The sequence below is a fragment of the Arcicella sp. LKC2W genome (assembly GCF_034931005.1).
Taxonomy (GTDB): Bacteria; Bacteroidota; Bacteroidia; order Cytophagales; family Spirosomataceae; genus Arcicella.
This window is the reverse complement of record NZ_JAYGIN010000004.1, coordinates 283,955-302,124: the sequence shown is the minus strand read 5'-3', so window position 1 is coordinate 302,124 and position 18,170 is coordinate 283,955. Positions and strand designations below refer to the sequence as shown.

Sequence of the window (18,170 nt, the reverse complement as noted above, 5' to 3'; positions counted from 1 at the left end):
AGTGTATATATTCAGGAAAGGATACTTTGAATAAGGATATTAAATTATAATTAATTCGGGGGGGAATAAATTATAATGATTAAAGGATTTTCTATAATTTTACTAATGCGGCAGTTATCTATTATTTATCCTTTTCGAGAGAAAACATCAAGAAATAATATATTCTTTATAATAGCAAATAACTGATAACCAATACTTAATTTTTAAACAGCTATTCAAAATTAAAAGAAAAAATTGAAAACCCTTATAAAGTTTCAGAAATTTTTGAAAGAAAAATCTACTAAAACTACTAATCTATGAAAAGCCTAAAGTTTACTTTTGTCATTCTTGCACTCATCATCTTATTTTATCAAATCCCCAATTTTATTAGTTGGTTTTTGGGACATTCTCGCTTTAGACATATTCAAATTAATCATAATTTGGTTGAGTTATTTTTTGATGTCATTGGCGTAATTATTACCTTAATTTTCTTATTATCCATTACTTATAAGAAAATCTGGGATGCCAATACATTAAAAAAGACCTCATCCATCATTGGTTTTGCTCTCTGTGTTATTATCGTTTGTTTTGTGACTAAGGAAGTGTACGGCAATCTTAGGGCGATTGATAAATTGTATGTTTATTACAAGAAAAATATCGGTATTGCAGGCAATGTTTTTACAGTTGATGATACGCTTGGACACAGAGGTATTCCGAATGGATATGGTAAGGCAACTTACTCTTCAAAACACGCACAAATAAATGTTCCAATAAAATTAAATGCAGAAGGGTTTAGAATTCCAGAGAAAATCGTTACCTCAAAATCAGATAGTTTAATGATGTTTTTGGGTTGTTCATTCACTTGGGGTGATTATGTTTTGGCTGAACAAACTTATCCTACTCTAACGGCACAATCTCTAAATTATAAATCCTTAAACTGTGGTGTGGATGCTTATGGATTGGCACAAATGCTCATTTTAGCAGAACAAAATATTCCCAAACATCAACCTAAAGTTTTATCGGTACAATACTCTCCTTGGTTAGCGGATAGGGCCAGATTCATGTTTTTCCCATCGGCTCATGGTGTTATGCCTTTTCCTTTTGTAACAAAAAATGACAAAGGCGATTTTTATATTCATGAACCATTCTTTCGTTCTGCTTTGTATAATCCTGATTATAGCATTTACAAAACTACTCCTGCTTCATTTTCAGATAAACTTTCTTTCATTTTTAAAGTGGGTATCACCGTTTCAATGATAGATAAATGGAAACGGCAAGTGGCTCAATGGAAAATGCTTTTAGGATTACTTCCTACTTCTGAAGTTGATAATCAAAAAATAGAAAAATATGTTTATGAGAGACTATATCAGCTTTGTAAACAATATGGGGTAAAAATGGTAGTTGTGAATGTGGGTGGTTTTGGTTATTCGGATGAACAAAGAATGGCAAATCATTACGACCGAAAGAAATTTAAAGAAACAATAAAAAGCGAGTTTGCCAGAAACATCACTTTTATTGATGCTGATTCTGTGTTACGAGCAAATATTCGTCCTGATGAAAATTATTCAAAGTATGTTCATTGGGAAAAAACCAGTAAAACGGATTCTGCTATTTACGATAACCATCCCAATGTGATGGCTCATCAAATGATGGCTAAGACATTTGTTAAGCAGCTTTTCGGTTATCAGTAAACAACTTTACAGTAAACAGTTAGCAGTTAGTAGTTAGCAGTTAGCAAAATGGTTAATGTAACTTTTATACTGCTAACTGCTAACTGCTAACGGTTTTTTATCTTTCAAATAAAAGTCTTTTTCCTTGTACACTTTCGTCAAACTGTCCATCTTCAAAAGCTAAATGACCCGACACCAACGTATGTGTAATGCGTGAATTAAACGTTTTACCTTCTAAGGGCGACCATCCACATTGATAATGAATATTCTCTTTGGAAACGGTTGTTGAGTTAGCTAAATCCACCAGCACTAAATCTGCCCAATATCCTTCACGAATATAGCCACGTTTAGAAATCTGGAAACAATCGGCAACGGCATGAGACATTTTTTCGGCAATACGCTCCAATGAAATTTTTCCTTCTTGGTAGAATTCTAACATCAAATTTAGAGGATGTTGCACCAATGGCAAACCTGATGGCGACGACCAATAAGGATTTTCTTTTTCAGACCATAAATGCGGAGCGTGGTCGGTGGCAATGACATCAATTTTATCATCTAATAATGCTTGGAAAATTCTTTGTTTGTGTCCGTCGGCTTTGATGGCTGGATTACATTTGATTTGGTTGCCTAATGTTTCATAATCACGAGCATCAAAATAAAGGTGATGCACACAAACTTCTGACGTAATTCTTTTTTCTTTCAGAGGAATATCATTTCTGAATAATTCCGTTTCATCACCCGTAGAAATATGAAGAATGTGCAAACGAGTATTATGTTTTTTAGCAAGTTCAATCGCCATTGATGATGAATTGTAACACGCCTCCACACTACGGATTTCGGGATGAACTCTTGGATGTGGATTATCACCAAATTTTTGTTTGTAAATTTCGGTATTGGCTTTAATAATACTTTCTACTTCGCAATGTGTGGCAATTAACAATGAACTTTTTGAGAAGATATTATCCAACGTTTGCTCATTATCTACCAACATATTTCCCGTAGAAGACCCCATGAACACTTTCAATCCACAAACATTTTCTGGATTTGTTTTCAATGCTTCTTCAAGATTATCATTAGACACCCCCATATAAAATGAATAGTTCGCTAAAGATGTACGAGCCGCAATTTCATATTTATCCGCTAAAAGTTCTTGGGTTAGTGCATTCGGAACGGTATTAGGCATTTCCATAAAAGTGGTTACGCCACCCGCTACGCCCGCACGTGCTTCCGAATGAATACAGGCTTTATGAGTCAGTCCAGGTTCACGAAAATGCACTTGGTCGTCAATCACGCCAGGAAAAAGATACTTGCCATTGGCATCAATCACGTTATCTGCCTGTAAACCCGACAAATCTGTTCCAATTTTATCAATTAAGCCGTCTTTCACAAAAACGTCTTTCGTTTCGATTTTGCCTTCGTTAACCACTTGGGCATTGAGGATAAGTATTGTGTTCATACTGTAAAATTACAAAAGCCGTAACTTTTTGGTTACGGCTTTTGTAATTTTTATTTTCAGTCTATTGTAATATTAACTGCCCACGAATTTCTCCACCAGGTTTAGACACACTATGGATATTGATGTAATAATTGCCTGCCATTAAATCTGTTTCTTGTTCAGTTGTCAAAGCCACCGTTGTTGCACTGTAAGCAGTATTGAATGTTGTTCCAAGATTAAAAATAACCCCTCCAGACACACCCACAGCTCCTTTATGAATATGCCAAGCCGTTGGCGTTACTCCATTATAATTAATAGTGTAACTGATAATTTTGGTCGTTTTGTTATACGTCCCCACAAAACTACCAGTAGCGGTTGAAGTATTGGTAGGTACTTCCATTGCACTATTCAAGGTTACATTAAATTTTACTTCTGGTGAAACTGCTTCATCTTTTTTACAAGAGACAACAAATAACACACTAAGAATCATCATTGAGAAGAATAATTTTTTCATTTCGTTTTTGTTTAAGTGTTTAATCCAAACGGACTTGTGAAAGACTTACGGAGAATTCAACACGTTGGTTGCTTTTGATAAAACAAATTGTGAGTTTCATCCCGCTTAGGTAACCCTAAAACAAAGTCTGTATCCCTTTGAACGGTGTTTTTCACCACTCTGACAGGTAAAAAATCGTATAATTATCTAAAAATAGGACAAAACCCACTCTTTAAAAAAAACCTTGTACTATTCCAAGTTTTTTAGGGATTAGCAGGATACTACATGGGGGTTAATGAAATCGGTATAGGTTATTTTACAAAAAAATAAGGCAAATGTGCAAATAATGTGTTGGGTTTGAAGCGATTAAGATAATGAAAAAGGTAAGTAGAAGAGATTTCTTAGGAACACTTGCGGGACTTTCTTTAATAAGTATTGAAGAGTTAAAGGCAGATGTTCCGTTTGGTAAAAAAGATATTTCTGATTTCTGTAAAAAACTAAAACCTGTCGGGAGAATACTACAAACCGAAGGTTATTATGTTTGGTGTAATGCTCCTATTTATGCCCCAGATGGCAAAGTTCACGTATTTTATTCGAGATGGGCAGATAAATATAAGATGGGAGGATGGATACATAAATCAGAAATTGCTCATGCAGTAGCTGATAGTCCAGAATCAGAATTCAAATATGTTGAAACTATCCTTGCACCCAGAGGTAACGGCTTTTGGGATGGTACAACCTGTCATAATCCTCACATTCAGTTTATTGATGGTAAATATTGCTTGTTTTACATGGGCAATTCAAACGGAAAAACTAATACAAAACGTATTGGTTTAGCCACCGCAGATTCTTTGGATGGCCCTTGGATACGCCCCGACAAACCTTTATTTGAAGCAGGTTCGGATGGTTCTTGGGACGACCACTGTACAACCAATCCAGCTTTCTTAAAACACCCAAATGGTGAATATTGGCTATACTACAAATCTTGGAATTCCAAAGAATATACCGACGCTAAAAACCCTACAATCAAAGGAAATCGCAAGTACGGTTTAGCTATTGCCAAAAATCTTGAAGGGCCTTACGTAAGATATGAAGGAAATCCAATTGTAGATTTTTCGGGATATGGAGAAAACCGTCAGGTTGAAGATGCTTACATCTATTACGAAAAAAAGAAATTCAAAATGATAATGAGAGATATGGGTTTCTTTAATCATACAGTAGGATTATACTTTGAGTCGAAAGATGGAATTCATTGGGCAAAACCAAAGATTGCCTTTCATGGAGCAGATACTTATATAAAACAACTTCCTCCTCCCCCACACTTGACTCGCTATGGCAGATTTGAACGTCCACAAATATTAATGAAAGATGGCAAACCTGCTTATCTTTTTACCACTACACAAGGTGGCGATTATATGACATCCTCTGGTTTTGTTTTTAAAATAGAGCCTTAGGTTGGTGCTAAAACATAAATAAGGCCAAAGGTTGTAACACGGATTATTAGTTTATTAATGTTCGGCTGACAAGTATTATTTGTGTCTAATTAACACTTTTTATTTACCCATTTAAGATTTAGATTACAATTTTTCCAAACAATTCATTTTAATTTATATGAAAGCAATTCGACTATTATCGAAAATCATCATGCTGTCTTTAGTCTCTTTAATGGGATTTGCTCAGGACAGGGTGATTACGGGACTTGTTACCGATGGCACTTCGGGTTCAGGTATTCCAGGAGTAAGCATTTTATTGAAAAATTCAGCTCGTGGTGTTACCAGTGACGCATCTGGTAATTTTAAAATTGCGGTAGCAGATGGCAATGGTATTTTGGTATTTTCATCGGTAGGTTATGCTACTCAGCAAATAAGTATTAACAACCGCTCTACGATTAATGTTGCCTTATCGGCAGACACAAAATCACTTGATGAAGTAGTAGTAGTAGGTTACGGCACGCAAAAGAAAGCTAACGTAACAGGTTCAATGGCAAATTTCAATGCGAAAGATTTAGACCAACGTCCAGTAGCGAGAGTTGACCAAGCATTAATTGGACAATTGGCTGGGGTAAGTGTAAAACAAACAAGCGGAACGCCTGGTAAAGGATTTAGCGTACAAGTTCGTGGTTCGGGTTCGATTTCTGCAAGTAATGAACCTTTGTATGTAATTGACGGATTCCCTTTAGAAACCTCTGGACAAAATGCTTCGGGTGGTTTTAGTACAGGCAATCCATTGGATAACTTAAATCCTAACGATATTGAGAACATTCAAGTATTGAAAGATGCTTCGTCGGCAGCCATTTATGGTTCTCGTGCAGCTAATGGTGTTGTTTTAATTACAACCAAAAAAGGTCAAGATAGTAAAGCAAAAATCAGCTTAAATGTTTATTCAGGTATCACAAAAGCAACTCGTATGCTTGATATGTTGAATGCAGATGAATGGATTGACCGTGCCACTGAAATGATTAATGCTCAGTGGGTAGCTTCAGGAACTGGAAGAACCGCTGCCCAAACAACTGCTGAAAGAAGAGCTATTCTGAAATTATCAGGAACTGCGGTAAACACTTCATTGATGTTAGATGACCGTTGGACGCAAGAAGGACACCCAGGTTTAACATATATTGATTGGCAAAAAGAGGCTTTCAGAACAGGAATGGTAAAAAACTACCAACTTTCTGCCAGCGGTGGTAATGCCAATGTTAAATATTACGTTTCTGGAAATTTGTTAAATCAAGATGGAACAACCCTAAATACATTCTATAAAAACTATTCTGCCCGTGCCAATGTAGAAGTAAAAGCGAATGACCATTTAAAATTCGGAATTAATTTAGCACCATCATATTCTGAAGCCAACGACCCAGGCATTGAAGGCAAAGATGCCATCATTCACATTGTAGCAGGTATGACTCCTGTACAAGAAGCCAATGCAGGTATTGATGCAAATACAGGAGCATTTCCAAGTTATGCGTGGAGTGTTTCAAGAAACAGCCCAATTCGTCAGTTAGAAAACAATGTTGGCTTGACTAAAAACTTCCGTACTCTATTCTCTACGTATGTTGATTATGAATTATTGAAAGGATTGACATTTAGAAGTTCAATCAACTTTGACAATACAGATGCTTCAACGAAAAGATACAGCCCTGATTGGGTAAATGGTAGCCAAACAGCTCGTTTAAATACTCCGGGAATATCTACTTCTGGTAGTTTTTCAACTTTGAGAAAGCAAACTATTGTAAATGAAAATACACTTTCATACAATACAACGATTGCAAAAGACCATGATTTATCAACCGTAATTGGATACGCTTATAACTTAACAAAGTTAGCAACATCAACGATGTCATCAGCAGGTGGATTTAACAGTAGTACAATTACGACATTAAACGCTGCCGCTTCAGTAACAGGAAATACCAACGAAACACAAAACGTTTTACTTTCTTATTTCGGACGTGTTCAGTATGGCTATAAAGGGAAATATTTACTCTCTGCCAGTTTACGTCGTGATGGTTCTTCTCGTTTTGGCGATAACAACAGATGGGGACTTTTCCCATCGGCTTCAATCGGTTGGAGACTAAGTGAAGAGAGTTTTATGCAAAACCAAGATGCAGTTAGTGAATTGAAATTAAGAGCATCATGGGGACAAGCTGGTAACTATAATATCGGTGATTATAGTAGTATTGCTACATTGGGTTTTGGTAACTACACATTTGGTGGAGCTCAAGTGGGTGGACAATCTCCAAACCGTATTTCAAATCCTGATTTAACTTGGGAAAAATCACAAACAATTGACGTTGGGGTAGATGTTGGTTTCTTGAAAAACCGTTTCACAGCCGCTTTTGACTATTATACCAAGAAAAATACCGACTTATTATTGAACGTTCCAGTACCTCTTGCAACAGGTTTTGCTACTTCTTTAACAAATATCGGAGAGGTATTGAACCAAGGTTGGGAATTTGAATTGACTTCAAGAAACCTAAATCAAGGTGCTTTGCAGTGGACTACTTCTTTGAATTTAAGTCATAACGAAAACAAGGTTGTTCATTTAGCCCCAGGTGATGCTCAAATTTATATTCCTTCATCTTTTGACATTCCTCATAGTGTTTTAAAAGTTGGTGACCCAATGTATGCCTTTTATGTAGTAAAAATGACAGGAATCTTGTCTAAAGCAGATATTGATAACAAAGTAGCTTTATATGGTACTCAAACCGCAGGTGACCCTAAATATTTTGATGCTAATAACGATGGCAAAATTGATGCAAATGACCGTGTTTATGCTGGAAAACCAAACCCTGATTTAATCTATGGTATAACTAACACCTTGAAATACAAAGGCTTTGACTTGACAGTATTGGTACAAGGACAAACGGGCGGTTCAGTTTATTCATTATTTGGTCGTGCAGTTGATAGAACTGGACAAGGCTATACAGATAACGCTCTTGGAATTTATAGAGACCGTTGGCGTTCGGCTGAAAATCCTGGTGAAGGTTTGAGAGGAAAAGCATATTCAACTTTTGGTAGAATTAAAAATACAGATTGGTTATGGTCGTCTGACTATTGGCGAGTAAGAAATATTACAGTTGGTTATGATTTAGGTAGAATTGTTAGCAAGAAATATCTACAAGGAGCAAGAGTTTATGCAACGGCTGAAAACTGGTTTGGTGCAGACCAATACAAAGGAGGTTGGAACCCTGATGCTATAAATACTAACTTGAGTGGCGATGCTTCATTCCCACAAGGTGGCGATTATGGTGGACTTCCATTGGCTCGTTCAATCATCTTTGGGGTAAACCTAACATTTTAAATAATTTAGTGAAATTTTTAAGCATTCACTATTTAATAAGGTTTCTGGGAACTTCCCGAAATTTTAAAACTTTCGGGAAGTTCCCAGAAACCTTATTAAACAGTGTTATCAATCACAACCAATTAAATTAAAATCATGAAACGAATATATATCTTTTTATCAGCAGCCATTTTAGGATTAGCAGGTTGTACTGATGAACTCGACCAAAAACCCATTTCAAGTGCCACAACCTTAACTTTTTATCAAAGTAATAACGATTTCTTACAAGGAATCAATTCGGTTTATGCTTCATTGTCAGGCTATCCAGACCGTCAATTGAATTTATCAGAAACTCGTTCTGACAATTTATATGCCGTTTCTGATGGTGGTGTTCGTGACTGGGAAGGTGTGAATAGCTTCCATCCAACCTTGTCAACCAATCCTTTTATTTCAGAGGCTTGGTCTGCCAATTATAGTGGTATTTTCAAAGCAAATAATTTTTTAGATCAATTAGCTAAAAATGGAGCTATCATTTCAGACGCTACTTTAAAAACTCGTTTTGAAGCCGAAGCTCGTTATTTAAGAGCCATGTATTATTTCGACTTGGTTCGTTGGTTTGGTAAAGTACCAGTAATTGACAAAGTAGTTTCTCAAAATGAAGCATTGGCAATTCCAAGAAGTTCAGTAGCAGATGTTTACAAATTAATTATCAGCGATTTACAATTTGCCACTCAAAATTTACCTGTTACTTATACCACCGCAAACGTTGGTCGTGCCACTAATAATGCTGCAAAATCATTATTAGCATTAGTGTACATGACTCGTTCGGGAGCAACTTACAACATCGAAGGGGCAGGTTTAGGGGTGAATGAATGGGCTTTGGCATATTCATTATTGAATGAAGTTATCAGCAGTGGAAAATATTCATTGTTGCCAACCTATCCAAGTATTTTTTCATATACAAACGAGAACAATGCAGAAGTGATTTTTGATGTTCAGTTTATCAGTGGAGGTTTAGGATTAGGAACAACATTCCCAGTTGTTTTAGCACCAGATACTTATTTTACTGCCAATGGTTTACCGAATCAAACATTAACAATCCGTCCAATTTCGAATGACCTTTTGAATTCTTATGCAACAGGTGATACTCGGAAAGCATTCAGTATTTTGAGTGGTTATACAGCCAATGGTGTTCAGGAAACTCGTTCGTTTTATAAAAAATATATCGACCTTACTAAATACGGAAAAAGTCGTACAGACTGGCCAATCAACTTTATTACAATGCGTTATGCAGATGTATTAATGATGAAAGCTGAGTGTATTTTACAAGGTGGTGGCGGAACACAAGACGAAGCGGTTACCCTTATCAATTCAATCAGAAAAAGAGCTGGTTTAGGCAACATTACTTCTTTGACTTTGCCACAATTGATGGAAGAGCGTCGTAAGGAATTTGCAGGAGAAGGCTCACGTTGGCATGACTTAGTTCGTGCTGGTTTAGTTGAAAAAACCATCACGGCTTGGATTCCAGCAGAAGATGTTTTGAAACAAATGAAAGCCTTCAAAACAGACTATATTCTTTACCCAGTTCCACAGTCGGAATTAGACGTAAAAGCTGGTTTATATACTCAGAATTCTGGGTATTAAGAGTTTGGTTTCTTAAATAAAAACGGTCGGTAGAGAAAATCTTTACCGACCGTTTTTGTTTTATGAAATTTACGTTATTTGAATATTTAAGATTTTGTTTTGTAAAGTAATCATTTAATTTTTGGATGATTGAATTTTCTTCCCTATCACAAAAACTGACACTAAACTAACCACAGTACCTCCTGCAATAATTCCTCCAACGGTTGTCTCTCCACTGTATGCTAAAAAAGTTCCACAGCCTATTCCAACCATTCCAATAATCAATCCAAACCATTGTCCTAATTTACTCTGTGAAGATTGTTCAAAAATAATTTTCTTTTCAATAATCATTCGGTGTTCCTGTTGATTTTCAGCCATTTTCATTATTCTATCCGCCCCATTAGGAATAACGGAGTTGTATTTTATTAATGTTTCTGCATCAGGTAATGGTCCAGAATGAGACTTTTGTTGAATCATAGTAAAGGAAATATCTCTAAGCAATTCCTCCTTTTTCTCGGATGGTATTCCATCAAAAATAGCTGGGTTTTGAGAAATAAGTTCACGTTCTAATTGTATTAATTTAATGGAATTTGAATTATTCTTATCAGGATTCATATAGTAGTTATTTGACATTTCTATTTAAAACTCAGTTCTTGATAGTTCTCTGTTTCAAACTTGTTTGTAGCTTTTTCGATATCTTCTCCAACATTTTGCCAGTCTGAAAATAATGCTCTATTATCTGCTTCTGCATCTGATTTTGAGTAACTATAATCAAAAAAAACTCCTTGCAAATTAAGAACACTACCTAACCCTACCCAGAAATTATTTTTGCCTAATAAGAAATCAGTATTATATTCAATTCGTGTCTTGTTCATTTTCTTAGAGTGTTTGATTTTGAGCTAAATGTAATAGCATAAATATACCTATTTTATTTATTATCCTCTGTTGTTTACAAAAAAAGTTTAAATATGGAATAGACTATCAAACATTTTAGTTTATTCCATCCTTATGTTTAACGTATTTAATTTTTAAAAAGTTTATGTTACCTATTTTCGTATCACCTATCTAATCCAACAAGCCCTTATAATTAGAATCCTTTGGAGGATTAACTGCTTTCGTTTTTTCAGATGGGGCATCCAACGTAATCAACTTAAATTCTCCTTGATTATAAGCATCCAACATCTGTTGTCCTTTATCGGTCAAAATACCATTTTGAATATCTACGGAATTAATAAAATCCATTGAATAATCCATTGCACGTTTCATTTCTCCCAATTTTTTACTCATATCATCTTGGATATATTCCATTGATTCATCAAAGTAAAATTTCTTATCTGGATTGCCTTTGAAAATGCTAATAGCCGTTTTTAAAGCATTTGAAGACGACTTAACTATCTCATATTCAGCCTCTTTCAATTTTACTTTAATTTCTGTTTCTTTGATAATATAATCTGCTGACGAAGCTACTTTTTCCATAAAACCCATCACGGTTTTCATGTTTTTTTGTAAAGGGAAAAGCTTTTCGTTCATTTCTTGTAAACCTGCTCCTTCGATGGTTGCCAAAGCGGCTGCTTCTTTCATACCAGGTTTGTCAGTCATTGAATTTGCTTTATTGGCTTCAGCAAATTTGGCTTTGATATTGTCGTTATTTTCATTGATTTTCTTGTTCAATTTCACCAATTGACCCGCCAAAATATCAATCTGCCCAGACATTTTTTCTTTCTTTTCTCGCAAGTCAGAAATGTAGATTTTCATAATGGCAATTGGGTCAAGCTGAATAACCAAACCTGTAATTTTACGCATCAAAGTTTTGAATAAAAAGAAAACTGCCGTTCTTACGTCACGACTTGTAACCAAGAAAATCACTAATCCTAAAACGGCTAAAAGCCCAGCTAAATAGAGCGTATTTGAGGTAACTTCTATCAAAAATTTAAGGATTTCATTAATGTAATAAAGGCCAAAAGCTCCTGCTGCTCCTATAAAAAGCAATGAAGTAATTCCTTCTGGTTTGCTCCAAAATGATTTTTGAGGTCCTTCTCCTCCAATTTGTGATAAGTCTGCTGCCATTGTTATTTTGTTAATTTGGTTAAATTTTAATTTTTATCTTTTGTGTACAAGCGAAACACTTGCAAAATTTCATTACTTCTTTCCTCCTAACCTCTTTCCTCATTCTTCTTAACTCAAATACTGCTGAATTTTCGCAATATCACCCTTTATTTGTTCTACGAAAGAACTATATGTGATTTCATAATTACTTTTATTAGCGGTAATCTTGGCACTTTGTTCCGAAATATCGCTTGTTATTTTCGTAATTTTCTCACTATTCGTATTTATTCGATTCTGTAATTCAATAATTTGTTTTGCTATCGCTTCGTTTTCATCTTGCGTCGCTTTCAAATCATTTTTCAACCCGCCCACTTTTTGCGTAATGGCAGATTCAACGTCTTTTAGGAAATTCTGACGGTCAGCATCCAAAATTCCAACGTACTGATTAGCAGTTGTTGATAAAACCGTAACGTCAGTAATTCCGCCCATTGCTTTGAAACTCGCCCAAGCCGCTTGATATTGTTTGTCTTCTGGAAGTCCCAAACCCGCCAAACTTTTCAAAGCCTGCATATATTCAAAATAATCTGGACCTTTCAAATTTGAGTTTTCAATGAGTTGAACAAAATGGTCAACAAATTTTTTATCCACCACGCCCGTCCCTGCCGAATTTTGTACCGCCACCGTTTGTTGAACTTCTACTTTGGGCGGTGTCCCTTCTTGTGTGGGTGTTGTGGTTGTTTGCGTTTGTGTATGCGTGGTTTCTTCTTCAATAAAGAAACTCAATAATTTTCGTCCAAGACTTTTTTCTTCTGCCATATTTTTCGATGTTTAGTTTTTGATGGTTGCATTTCTCAATGTTCCAGATTCGGTGCTTCGATTCCTGATGTTTGATTTTGAAATGAGTTTTCGATTCAGTCGAGAACCAAACATCGAAATCCGAATATCAAACATTGAAATTCTTTACAATATTAATGATTCTCCTCAATCAAAAGCTATTTCAATTTAGGAATGGTTACAGGACTTGATGGTGTCTTGGTTTTTGATGATGCTTATACAATTTTTACCCATAATCACACCAATCAGATACTTTATCCCAAACTTTACTTGGTTCATCACATTCATTTTTATTATTTTCTTCCAACTGATAATTTTGAATCATCAAAGTAACCACATTCGGTATTATAGGTCACATAGAAACCATAAATATTATGACTATCTATAAATTATACCGCCCAATATAAAAGCACCTTTGATACAATTAAAATATTTTTAAAATAATTTGCAACTTCTTTATCAATACTTGCATCTTATCAATGAACCTAAAAACATGATTTTCTATCAACCTAAAAATTGACATTTATCATTACCATTCAAATTAAAAATCAACCAAAACCTTAGAAAATCTACCAGTAATCCATTAAAACAACCGATTAGCTATTTTGTATAACAAGGTACTGGCTTTAACACATAACTTTGACACAGAAATTAAAACAAAAACAATCTCTAAACTATCAAATACTAAACCTTTGAACTCAAAAAAATACTAAATCTATTATTAAAACATTCAATTCTCTAAACAAACAATAAAACACAAATACCTGTAAATCAAACCTCTAAACTTATTTAATTGAAAATTACACTAAATCTATTTCTCTGAAAAATTACAATTCTCTAAATAAATTTTAAAACAACATAAATATTCTAAACAATCAATAAAATGAAAACTATCGTAAAAACCTTCGCAATTGCAGCTTTAGCAGCTATCACTTTCACGTCAAATGCTGGCAATGAAAACACTACACCAAGCAAATCTAAAACTTTTGAAGTAGGTATGTATCAGTCCGTTAATACGCTACAAATGAATGTTATGATTGAAAAAACAACAGACAAATACATTACGGTTGTTTTGAAAAATCAAAAAGGAAAAGTGCTTTATAAAGGAAATGTCGATAAAGATTCAGCAGTATATCACGGGAAATATGACATGAAAGGCTTGGAAGACGGCATTTACACTTTTGAGTTCACCAAGGGAGATGAAAAGATAGTGAAAGAAGTAAATTTAACAACCGACCAGCCAACTAATGAAAGTCGTATTATTAACTTAAATTAATTAAAACCGAACGCCTACTGTATCAATTACGAACACCTTATCATTTCAAAATATTACATAATACATTGCCTATCAATTATTTACCTATTTGGCACATATATTTCAATATAATTTCTAAACGATATTTAAAATTTAAAAACTATTCTAAACAAATCAAAAAATGAAGACGTTAATAAAAACTTTCGCAATCACAGTTTTATCGGCAATGACTTTTATCTCTAACGCAAGCGATAAAAATGCAGAACCAGCAAAAGCAAAAACTTTTGAAGTAGGAATGTTTCAGACCATTAATTCATTGAAAATGAACGTAATGATTGAAAAAACAACAGACAAAGATTTATTAGTGGTTTTGAAAGATGAGAAAGGGGAAGTTTTAGCGAGAGAACACGTAAGTAAAAGAGAAAAAAATTATCATGGCAAATACGATATGAGCCAATTGGCAGACGGAAAATATACCTTTGAATTTACAAAAGGCACTGAAAAAATTGTGAAAGAAGTAACTTTAGTAACAACACAACCCGCTACAATCAACCGCCAAATTGCTTTACAATAGATTAACCTCTCGACTTATTCTATGAAAATGGAAGCCGTAACTCAAATCTGATTTGTGTTACGGCTTTTTTATTTTTGTTTAAATCATACCAATCCGTAAATTGGTATTCAGAACAATCTTAAAATATTTAACAATGCAAACTTTTCAAAACCTTGCCTCACTCAAAGCACAAGTCGGACAAGAAATAGGTACAACAGAATACATGACCGTTTCGCAAGAAATGATAAATGATTTTGCAAAAGCTACGCAAGATTTTCAGTGGATTCACGTAAATGAAGAAATGGCAAGCAAATATTCGCCCTTCAAAACAACCGTCGCACATGGATTTTTGACCCTTTCACTCGCACCCAAATTTATGGCAGACCTTTTTAAAGTAGAATCTGTGAAAATGGGCGTGAATTATGGAGCAAATAAAGTTCGTTTTACCTCCGCTGTGCCTTCGGGCAGTCAGGTACGTATGAGAGCGAGTTTATTAGAAGCAGAAGATGCTCAACCTTCGGGACTAAAAATTACGATGAATTGTATTTTTGAAATTGAAGGGCAACAAAAACCAGCTTGCGTAGCCGAGTTGATTTCAATGCTTTATGAGTAATAGGTATCTCGATTCTCCAGAATCGAAAAAAAGGTATAAACAAAACCGAACCAGAAAGGTCGGGTTACATTAACAAAACCATGAGACTAAAAGATAGAGTAGCCATCATTACGGGAGCAGCCAGAGGAATTGGCAAAGCAGCCGCCGAATTATTTTGCCGTGAAGGAGCAACCGTTATCATCTGGGATTTATTAGATGCAGGTATAGAAACTGCCGCAGCCCTTCGCAAACAAGGATTTAAGTGTGAGTTTTTACAAATTAGCACAACCGATGTTCCTGCCATTGAAGCGGCAACGCTTGATATTTTCGAGCGTTTCGGTCATATTGATATTTTGGTAAATAATGCAGGAATTACAAGAGATAAAACACTTTTGAAAATGTCGCATCTTGAATGGCAACAAGTAATTGATGTGAATTTGACAGGCGTTTTCAATTGCACAAGAACAGTTGCACCGTACATGGTTCAAAATAATTATGGACGAATTATTTGTACTTCATCAATTGTGGGCGTTCATGGTAATTTCGGACAAACCAATTATGTTGCCGCCAAAGCGGGTGTTATTGGCATGGTAAAAACTTGGGCGAAAGAATTGGGCAAAAGTGGAATTACCTCAAATGCGGTCGCTCCAGGTTTTATCAAAACTGAAATGACCGATGCCATGCCAGAGGAAGTTCGTCAAGAAATGGTAAAGTTAATTCCAGTAAAAAGAATGGGCGACCCAATGGATATTGCGAATGCTTATTTATTCTTGGCTTCAGACGAAGCGAGTTTTGTAAATGGTCAGGTATTAGGCGTAAACGGAGGACAAGCGTCTTGATTTCTGTGAATTAAGCCGATTTTTAGGAAAGTTGTAAATTCAAACGTTCCATGTTTGAATTAGAGAAACTTCCCGAAAGATCTAAACCTTTCGGGAAGTTGAAAACTTACTAAACAATGTGTCTAATTTTTATTTCTTCTTGCCTCTTTTACCATGAGGCGGAATTTGTAACTCTTCTTTGAATACACCAGCAGAATCAAATTTTAAGGCTTTGTGGTTTGTACCATCGCTTAAACCTACAATTAAATTTCCGTCAGCATCTTTTCCTGCTTTTTTGATAGTATAACCTGCATAATTAGCCGTTACATAAGTTCCAACACTTGCAGGAAGGTCAGCCACAGCAACTTCTGTTAATCTTGCTTTTTTTCCGTAATGTGTTAAAGTTTGAACAAATGCACCGTTTGCATCAAACAATAATCCAGTTTCTACGCTATTCAAAGAAACACCCACAACATACTGTCCTTTTTCATCTTTACCTGCAAATTTGATAGTTGAACCTGCATAATTAGCATTGATATAAGTAGTAATAGTAGCTGGTAAAGTTGTAATATCAACACTTGTCAATTTCCCCTTACATTTTCCTTTTGTGACGGTATCATTAACGGCAGCGGTACGAGCGGCTGATGCCTCAATTGCTGAAAATACGTCATCAGAATTATCAGCATTGATATCCTGCTGATTGCAACTTGCCAAAAATAATCCAGAGATGGCTGTCAATAAAAACAATATTTTTTTCATGCTATTTTTTATTAAAGATTAAATGTTTGATTTAGAATACGCAATACTTTTTATTCATATTGCCTGATTAAATATAATTTTTAAAATATTTCAAAGGTAAAAATCGCCCAAAACGTAATTCGTTCATCTTTTATTTTGTGATATTATTAAAATATTTACTTCGTTTAAATAATATATTTTTTTACAAACATCAGGCAATACAGCAATATTAAGTCATGTAATCTTCATCAAACAGTAATGGATTTGCAAACCCCAAACTTTAAATTTTCAATTCAATTAATAACAACAAAACAACATGAGAAAGAATCTTTTAGTAATATGCGGATTATTTTTATTGACATTAGCGTCATGCAATGAACAATCAAACATTACTCCAACTGACACCACTTCAACAGTATCTTCAGCAAGAGGTTCTGCTGATAGTACCAAGAAAAACACAACTAAAGTGGCAGTTACTCAGGCAAATTTATTAACTGCAATTTCATCTTATTTAACCACAAATTATGCAGGATACACTTTTGTAAGTGCATATAGTAAATCTGTTAGCAGTGTAATTACGGGTTATTCAGTTGATATTACCTTAAACAGCACTCCTTACCATATTCATTTTGATGCAGCGGGTGCATTTGTAAGTGTAAATTCAACAGGAAGAAAAGGGAAAATTGACCAATCAATTGCCGTAGTTACTCAAACAGAATTATTAGCAGCCATCACAACCTACCTAAATACAAATTATGCAGGTTATACATTCATTAATGCTTATAGTAAAACTTCAAGTAGCACGTTAACAGGCTATTCAGTAAATATTACTTATAACAGCGTAAATTATCACGTTACTTTTGATGCAACAGGTGTTTTCATCAGTTCAGGAACAAGAAAAGTAAAAACTGCCACAACCAATGTTCCAGTAGCTCAAGCTGATTTATTAGCGGCTATCTCTACGTATTTGAACACCAATTATGCAGGATATACTTTTGTAAATGCGTATAGCGAAGCGGTTGCAGGTGTGATTTCTAATTATGACGTAAACATCACTTCAAATTCTGTAACTTACCATGTTGTTTTTGATGCAACAGGTGTTTTTGTAAGTGTTGGGAAGAAAAAATCTGGTAAGAGAAAATAGTTCAACAGGTTTTCTCTTGAGTACAACTTAAAATAATAAACGACAATTTCTATAAGTCTAACTATCAGACAATTACGAATATTTAGTTTATAAACTTTCGGAATTATCTACTATTTGTCGCAAGACAAAATTAGACCACGGATAGAACAGATAAAACAGATTTACACTGATTTTTCTTTAAATTTATCCGTGTAAATCCGTTGAATCAGTACAATCT

General features: G+C 34.9%; 16 protein-coding genes. 9 read left to right on the top strand and 7 right to left on the bottom strand.

Translation table 11 applies throughout. From position 1 onward, the window contains the following. Positions 1-296 precede the first annotated feature (296 nt). Positions 297-1,670: a hypothetical protein gene (locus VB796_RS04860; RefSeq protein WP_323345386.1), complete on the top strand. Its 1,374-nt coding sequence runs from the start codon at positions 297-299 to the stop codon at positions 1,668-1,670. A gap of 97 nt (positions 1,671-1,767) precedes the next feature. Here VB796_RS04860 and VB796_RS04855 read toward each other — a convergent pair whose 3' ends face one another. Together VB796_RS04855 and VB796_RS04850 are read right to left on the bottom strand one after the other, a co-directional pair. After that, positions 1,768-3,105: a dihydroorotase gene (locus VB796_RS04855; protein ID WP_323345385.1), complete on the bottom strand. Its 1,338-nt coding sequence runs from the start codon at positions 3,103-3,105 to the stop codon at positions 1,768-1,770. A 61-nt stretch (positions 3,106-3,166) separates the two neighbouring features. Then, a complete protein-coding gene (locus VB796_RS04850) occupies positions 3,167-3,598 on the bottom strand; it encodes a CHRD domain-containing protein (protein ID WP_323345384.1) in 432 nt (143 codons plus the stop codon). A 353-nt stretch (positions 3,599-3,951) separates the two neighbouring features. Between VB796_RS04850 and VB796_RS04845 the strand changes: the two genes are divergently transcribed. The 3 genes from VB796_RS04845 to VB796_RS04835 all read left to right on the top strand — a co-directional run bounded on the left by VB796_RS04845 (position 3,952) and on the right by VB796_RS04835 (position 9,994). Then, positions 3,952-5,031 (top strand): glycoside hydrolase family protein, encoded by a 1,080-nt coding sequence (locus VB796_RS04845; protein ID WP_323345383.1) that lies wholly within the window; start codon positions 3,952-3,954, stop codon positions 5,029-5,031. A gap of 157 nt (positions 5,032-5,188) precedes the next feature. Then, complete coding sequence (locus tag VB796_RS04840; RefSeq protein WP_323345382.1) at positions 5,189-8,371, top strand: TonB-dependent receptor; 3,183 nt, start codon at positions 5,189-5,191, stop codon at positions 8,369-8,371. Between the two features lie 135 nt (positions 8,372-8,506). Beyond that, positions 8,507-9,994 (top strand): RagB/SusD family nutrient uptake outer membrane protein, encoded by a 1,488-nt coding sequence (locus VB796_RS04835; protein WP_323345381.1) that lies wholly within the window; start codon positions 8,507-8,509, stop codon positions 9,992-9,994. Positions 9,995-10,108: 114 nt separating this feature from the next. Here the strand turns inward: VB796_RS04835 and VB796_RS04830 are convergent, their stop codons facing one another. The 4 genes from VB796_RS04830 to VB796_RS04815 form a co-directional block, all read right to left on the bottom strand. Then, positions 10,109-10,606, bottom strand: coding sequence for a DUF2335 domain-containing protein (locus tag VB796_RS04830; protein WP_323345380.1), 498 nt, complete (start codon positions 10,604-10,606; stop codon positions 10,109-10,111). A gap of 2 nt (positions 10,607-10,608) precedes the next feature. Further along, positions 10,609-10,848 (bottom strand): hypothetical protein, encoded by a 240-nt coding sequence (locus VB796_RS04825; protein ID WP_323345379.1) that lies wholly within the window; start codon positions 10,846-10,848, stop codon positions 10,609-10,611. Positions 10,849-11,038: 190 nt separating this feature from the next. After that, positions 11,039-12,040, bottom strand: a complete 1,002-nt coding sequence (locus tag VB796_RS04820; protein ID WP_323345378.1) for a hypothetical protein — start codon at positions 12,038-12,040, stop codon at positions 11,039-11,041. A gap of 108 nt (positions 12,041-12,148) precedes the next feature. Beyond that, on the bottom strand, positions 12,149-12,835 hold the full coding sequence (locus VB796_RS04815) for a hypothetical protein (protein WP_323345377.1): 687 nt from the start codon (positions 12,833-12,835) through the stop codon (positions 12,149-12,151). 901 nt (positions 12,836-13,736) lie between these two features. Here VB796_RS04815 and VB796_RS04810 point away from each other — a divergent pair. From VB796_RS04810 to fabG, 4 genes are all read left to right on the top strand, one after another. Next, the gene (locus VB796_RS04810; protein WP_323345376.1) at positions 13,737-14,129 is read left to right on the top strand and encodes a hypothetical protein; all 393 of its coding nucleotides are present in this window, start codon (positions 13,737-13,739) and stop codon (positions 14,127-14,129) included. Between the two features lie 160 nt (positions 14,130-14,289). Next, positions 14,290-14,682 carry a hypothetical protein gene (locus tag VB796_RS04805; protein ID WP_323345375.1) on the top strand — a complete coding sequence of 131 codons (393 nt, stop codon included), beginning with the start codon at positions 14,290-14,292 and terminating at the stop codon, positions 14,680-14,682. 133 nt (positions 14,683-14,815) lie between these two features. Further along, the gene (locus tag VB796_RS04800; protein WP_323345374.1) at positions 14,816-15,274 is read left to right on the top strand and encodes a MaoC family dehydratase; all 459 of its coding nucleotides are present in this window, start codon (positions 14,816-14,818) and stop codon (positions 15,272-15,274) included. An 80-nt stretch (positions 15,275-15,354) separates the two neighbouring features. Next, a complete protein-coding gene (gene fabG, locus VB796_RS04795) occupies positions 15,355-16,092 on the top strand; it encodes a 3-oxoacyl-ACP reductase FabG (protein ID WP_323345373.1) in 738 nt (245 codons plus the stop codon). A gap of 129 nt (positions 16,093-16,221) precedes the next feature. Here the strand turns inward: fabG and VB796_RS04790 are convergent, their stop codons facing one another. Continuing rightward, on the bottom strand, positions 16,222-16,830 hold the full coding sequence (locus VB796_RS04790; protein WP_323345372.1) for a PepSY-like domain-containing protein: 609 nt from the start codon (positions 16,828-16,830) through the stop codon (positions 16,222-16,224). A gap of 295 nt (positions 16,831-17,125) precedes the next feature. On the opposite strand from VB796_RS04790, the gene VB796_RS04785 reads away from it, so the two are divergent. Continuing rightward, positions 17,126-17,953: a PepSY-like domain-containing protein gene (locus VB796_RS04785; protein ID WP_323345371.1), complete on the top strand. Its 828-nt coding sequence runs from the start codon at positions 17,126-17,128 to the stop codon at positions 17,951-17,953. Positions 17,954-18,170 lie beyond the last annotated feature (217 nt).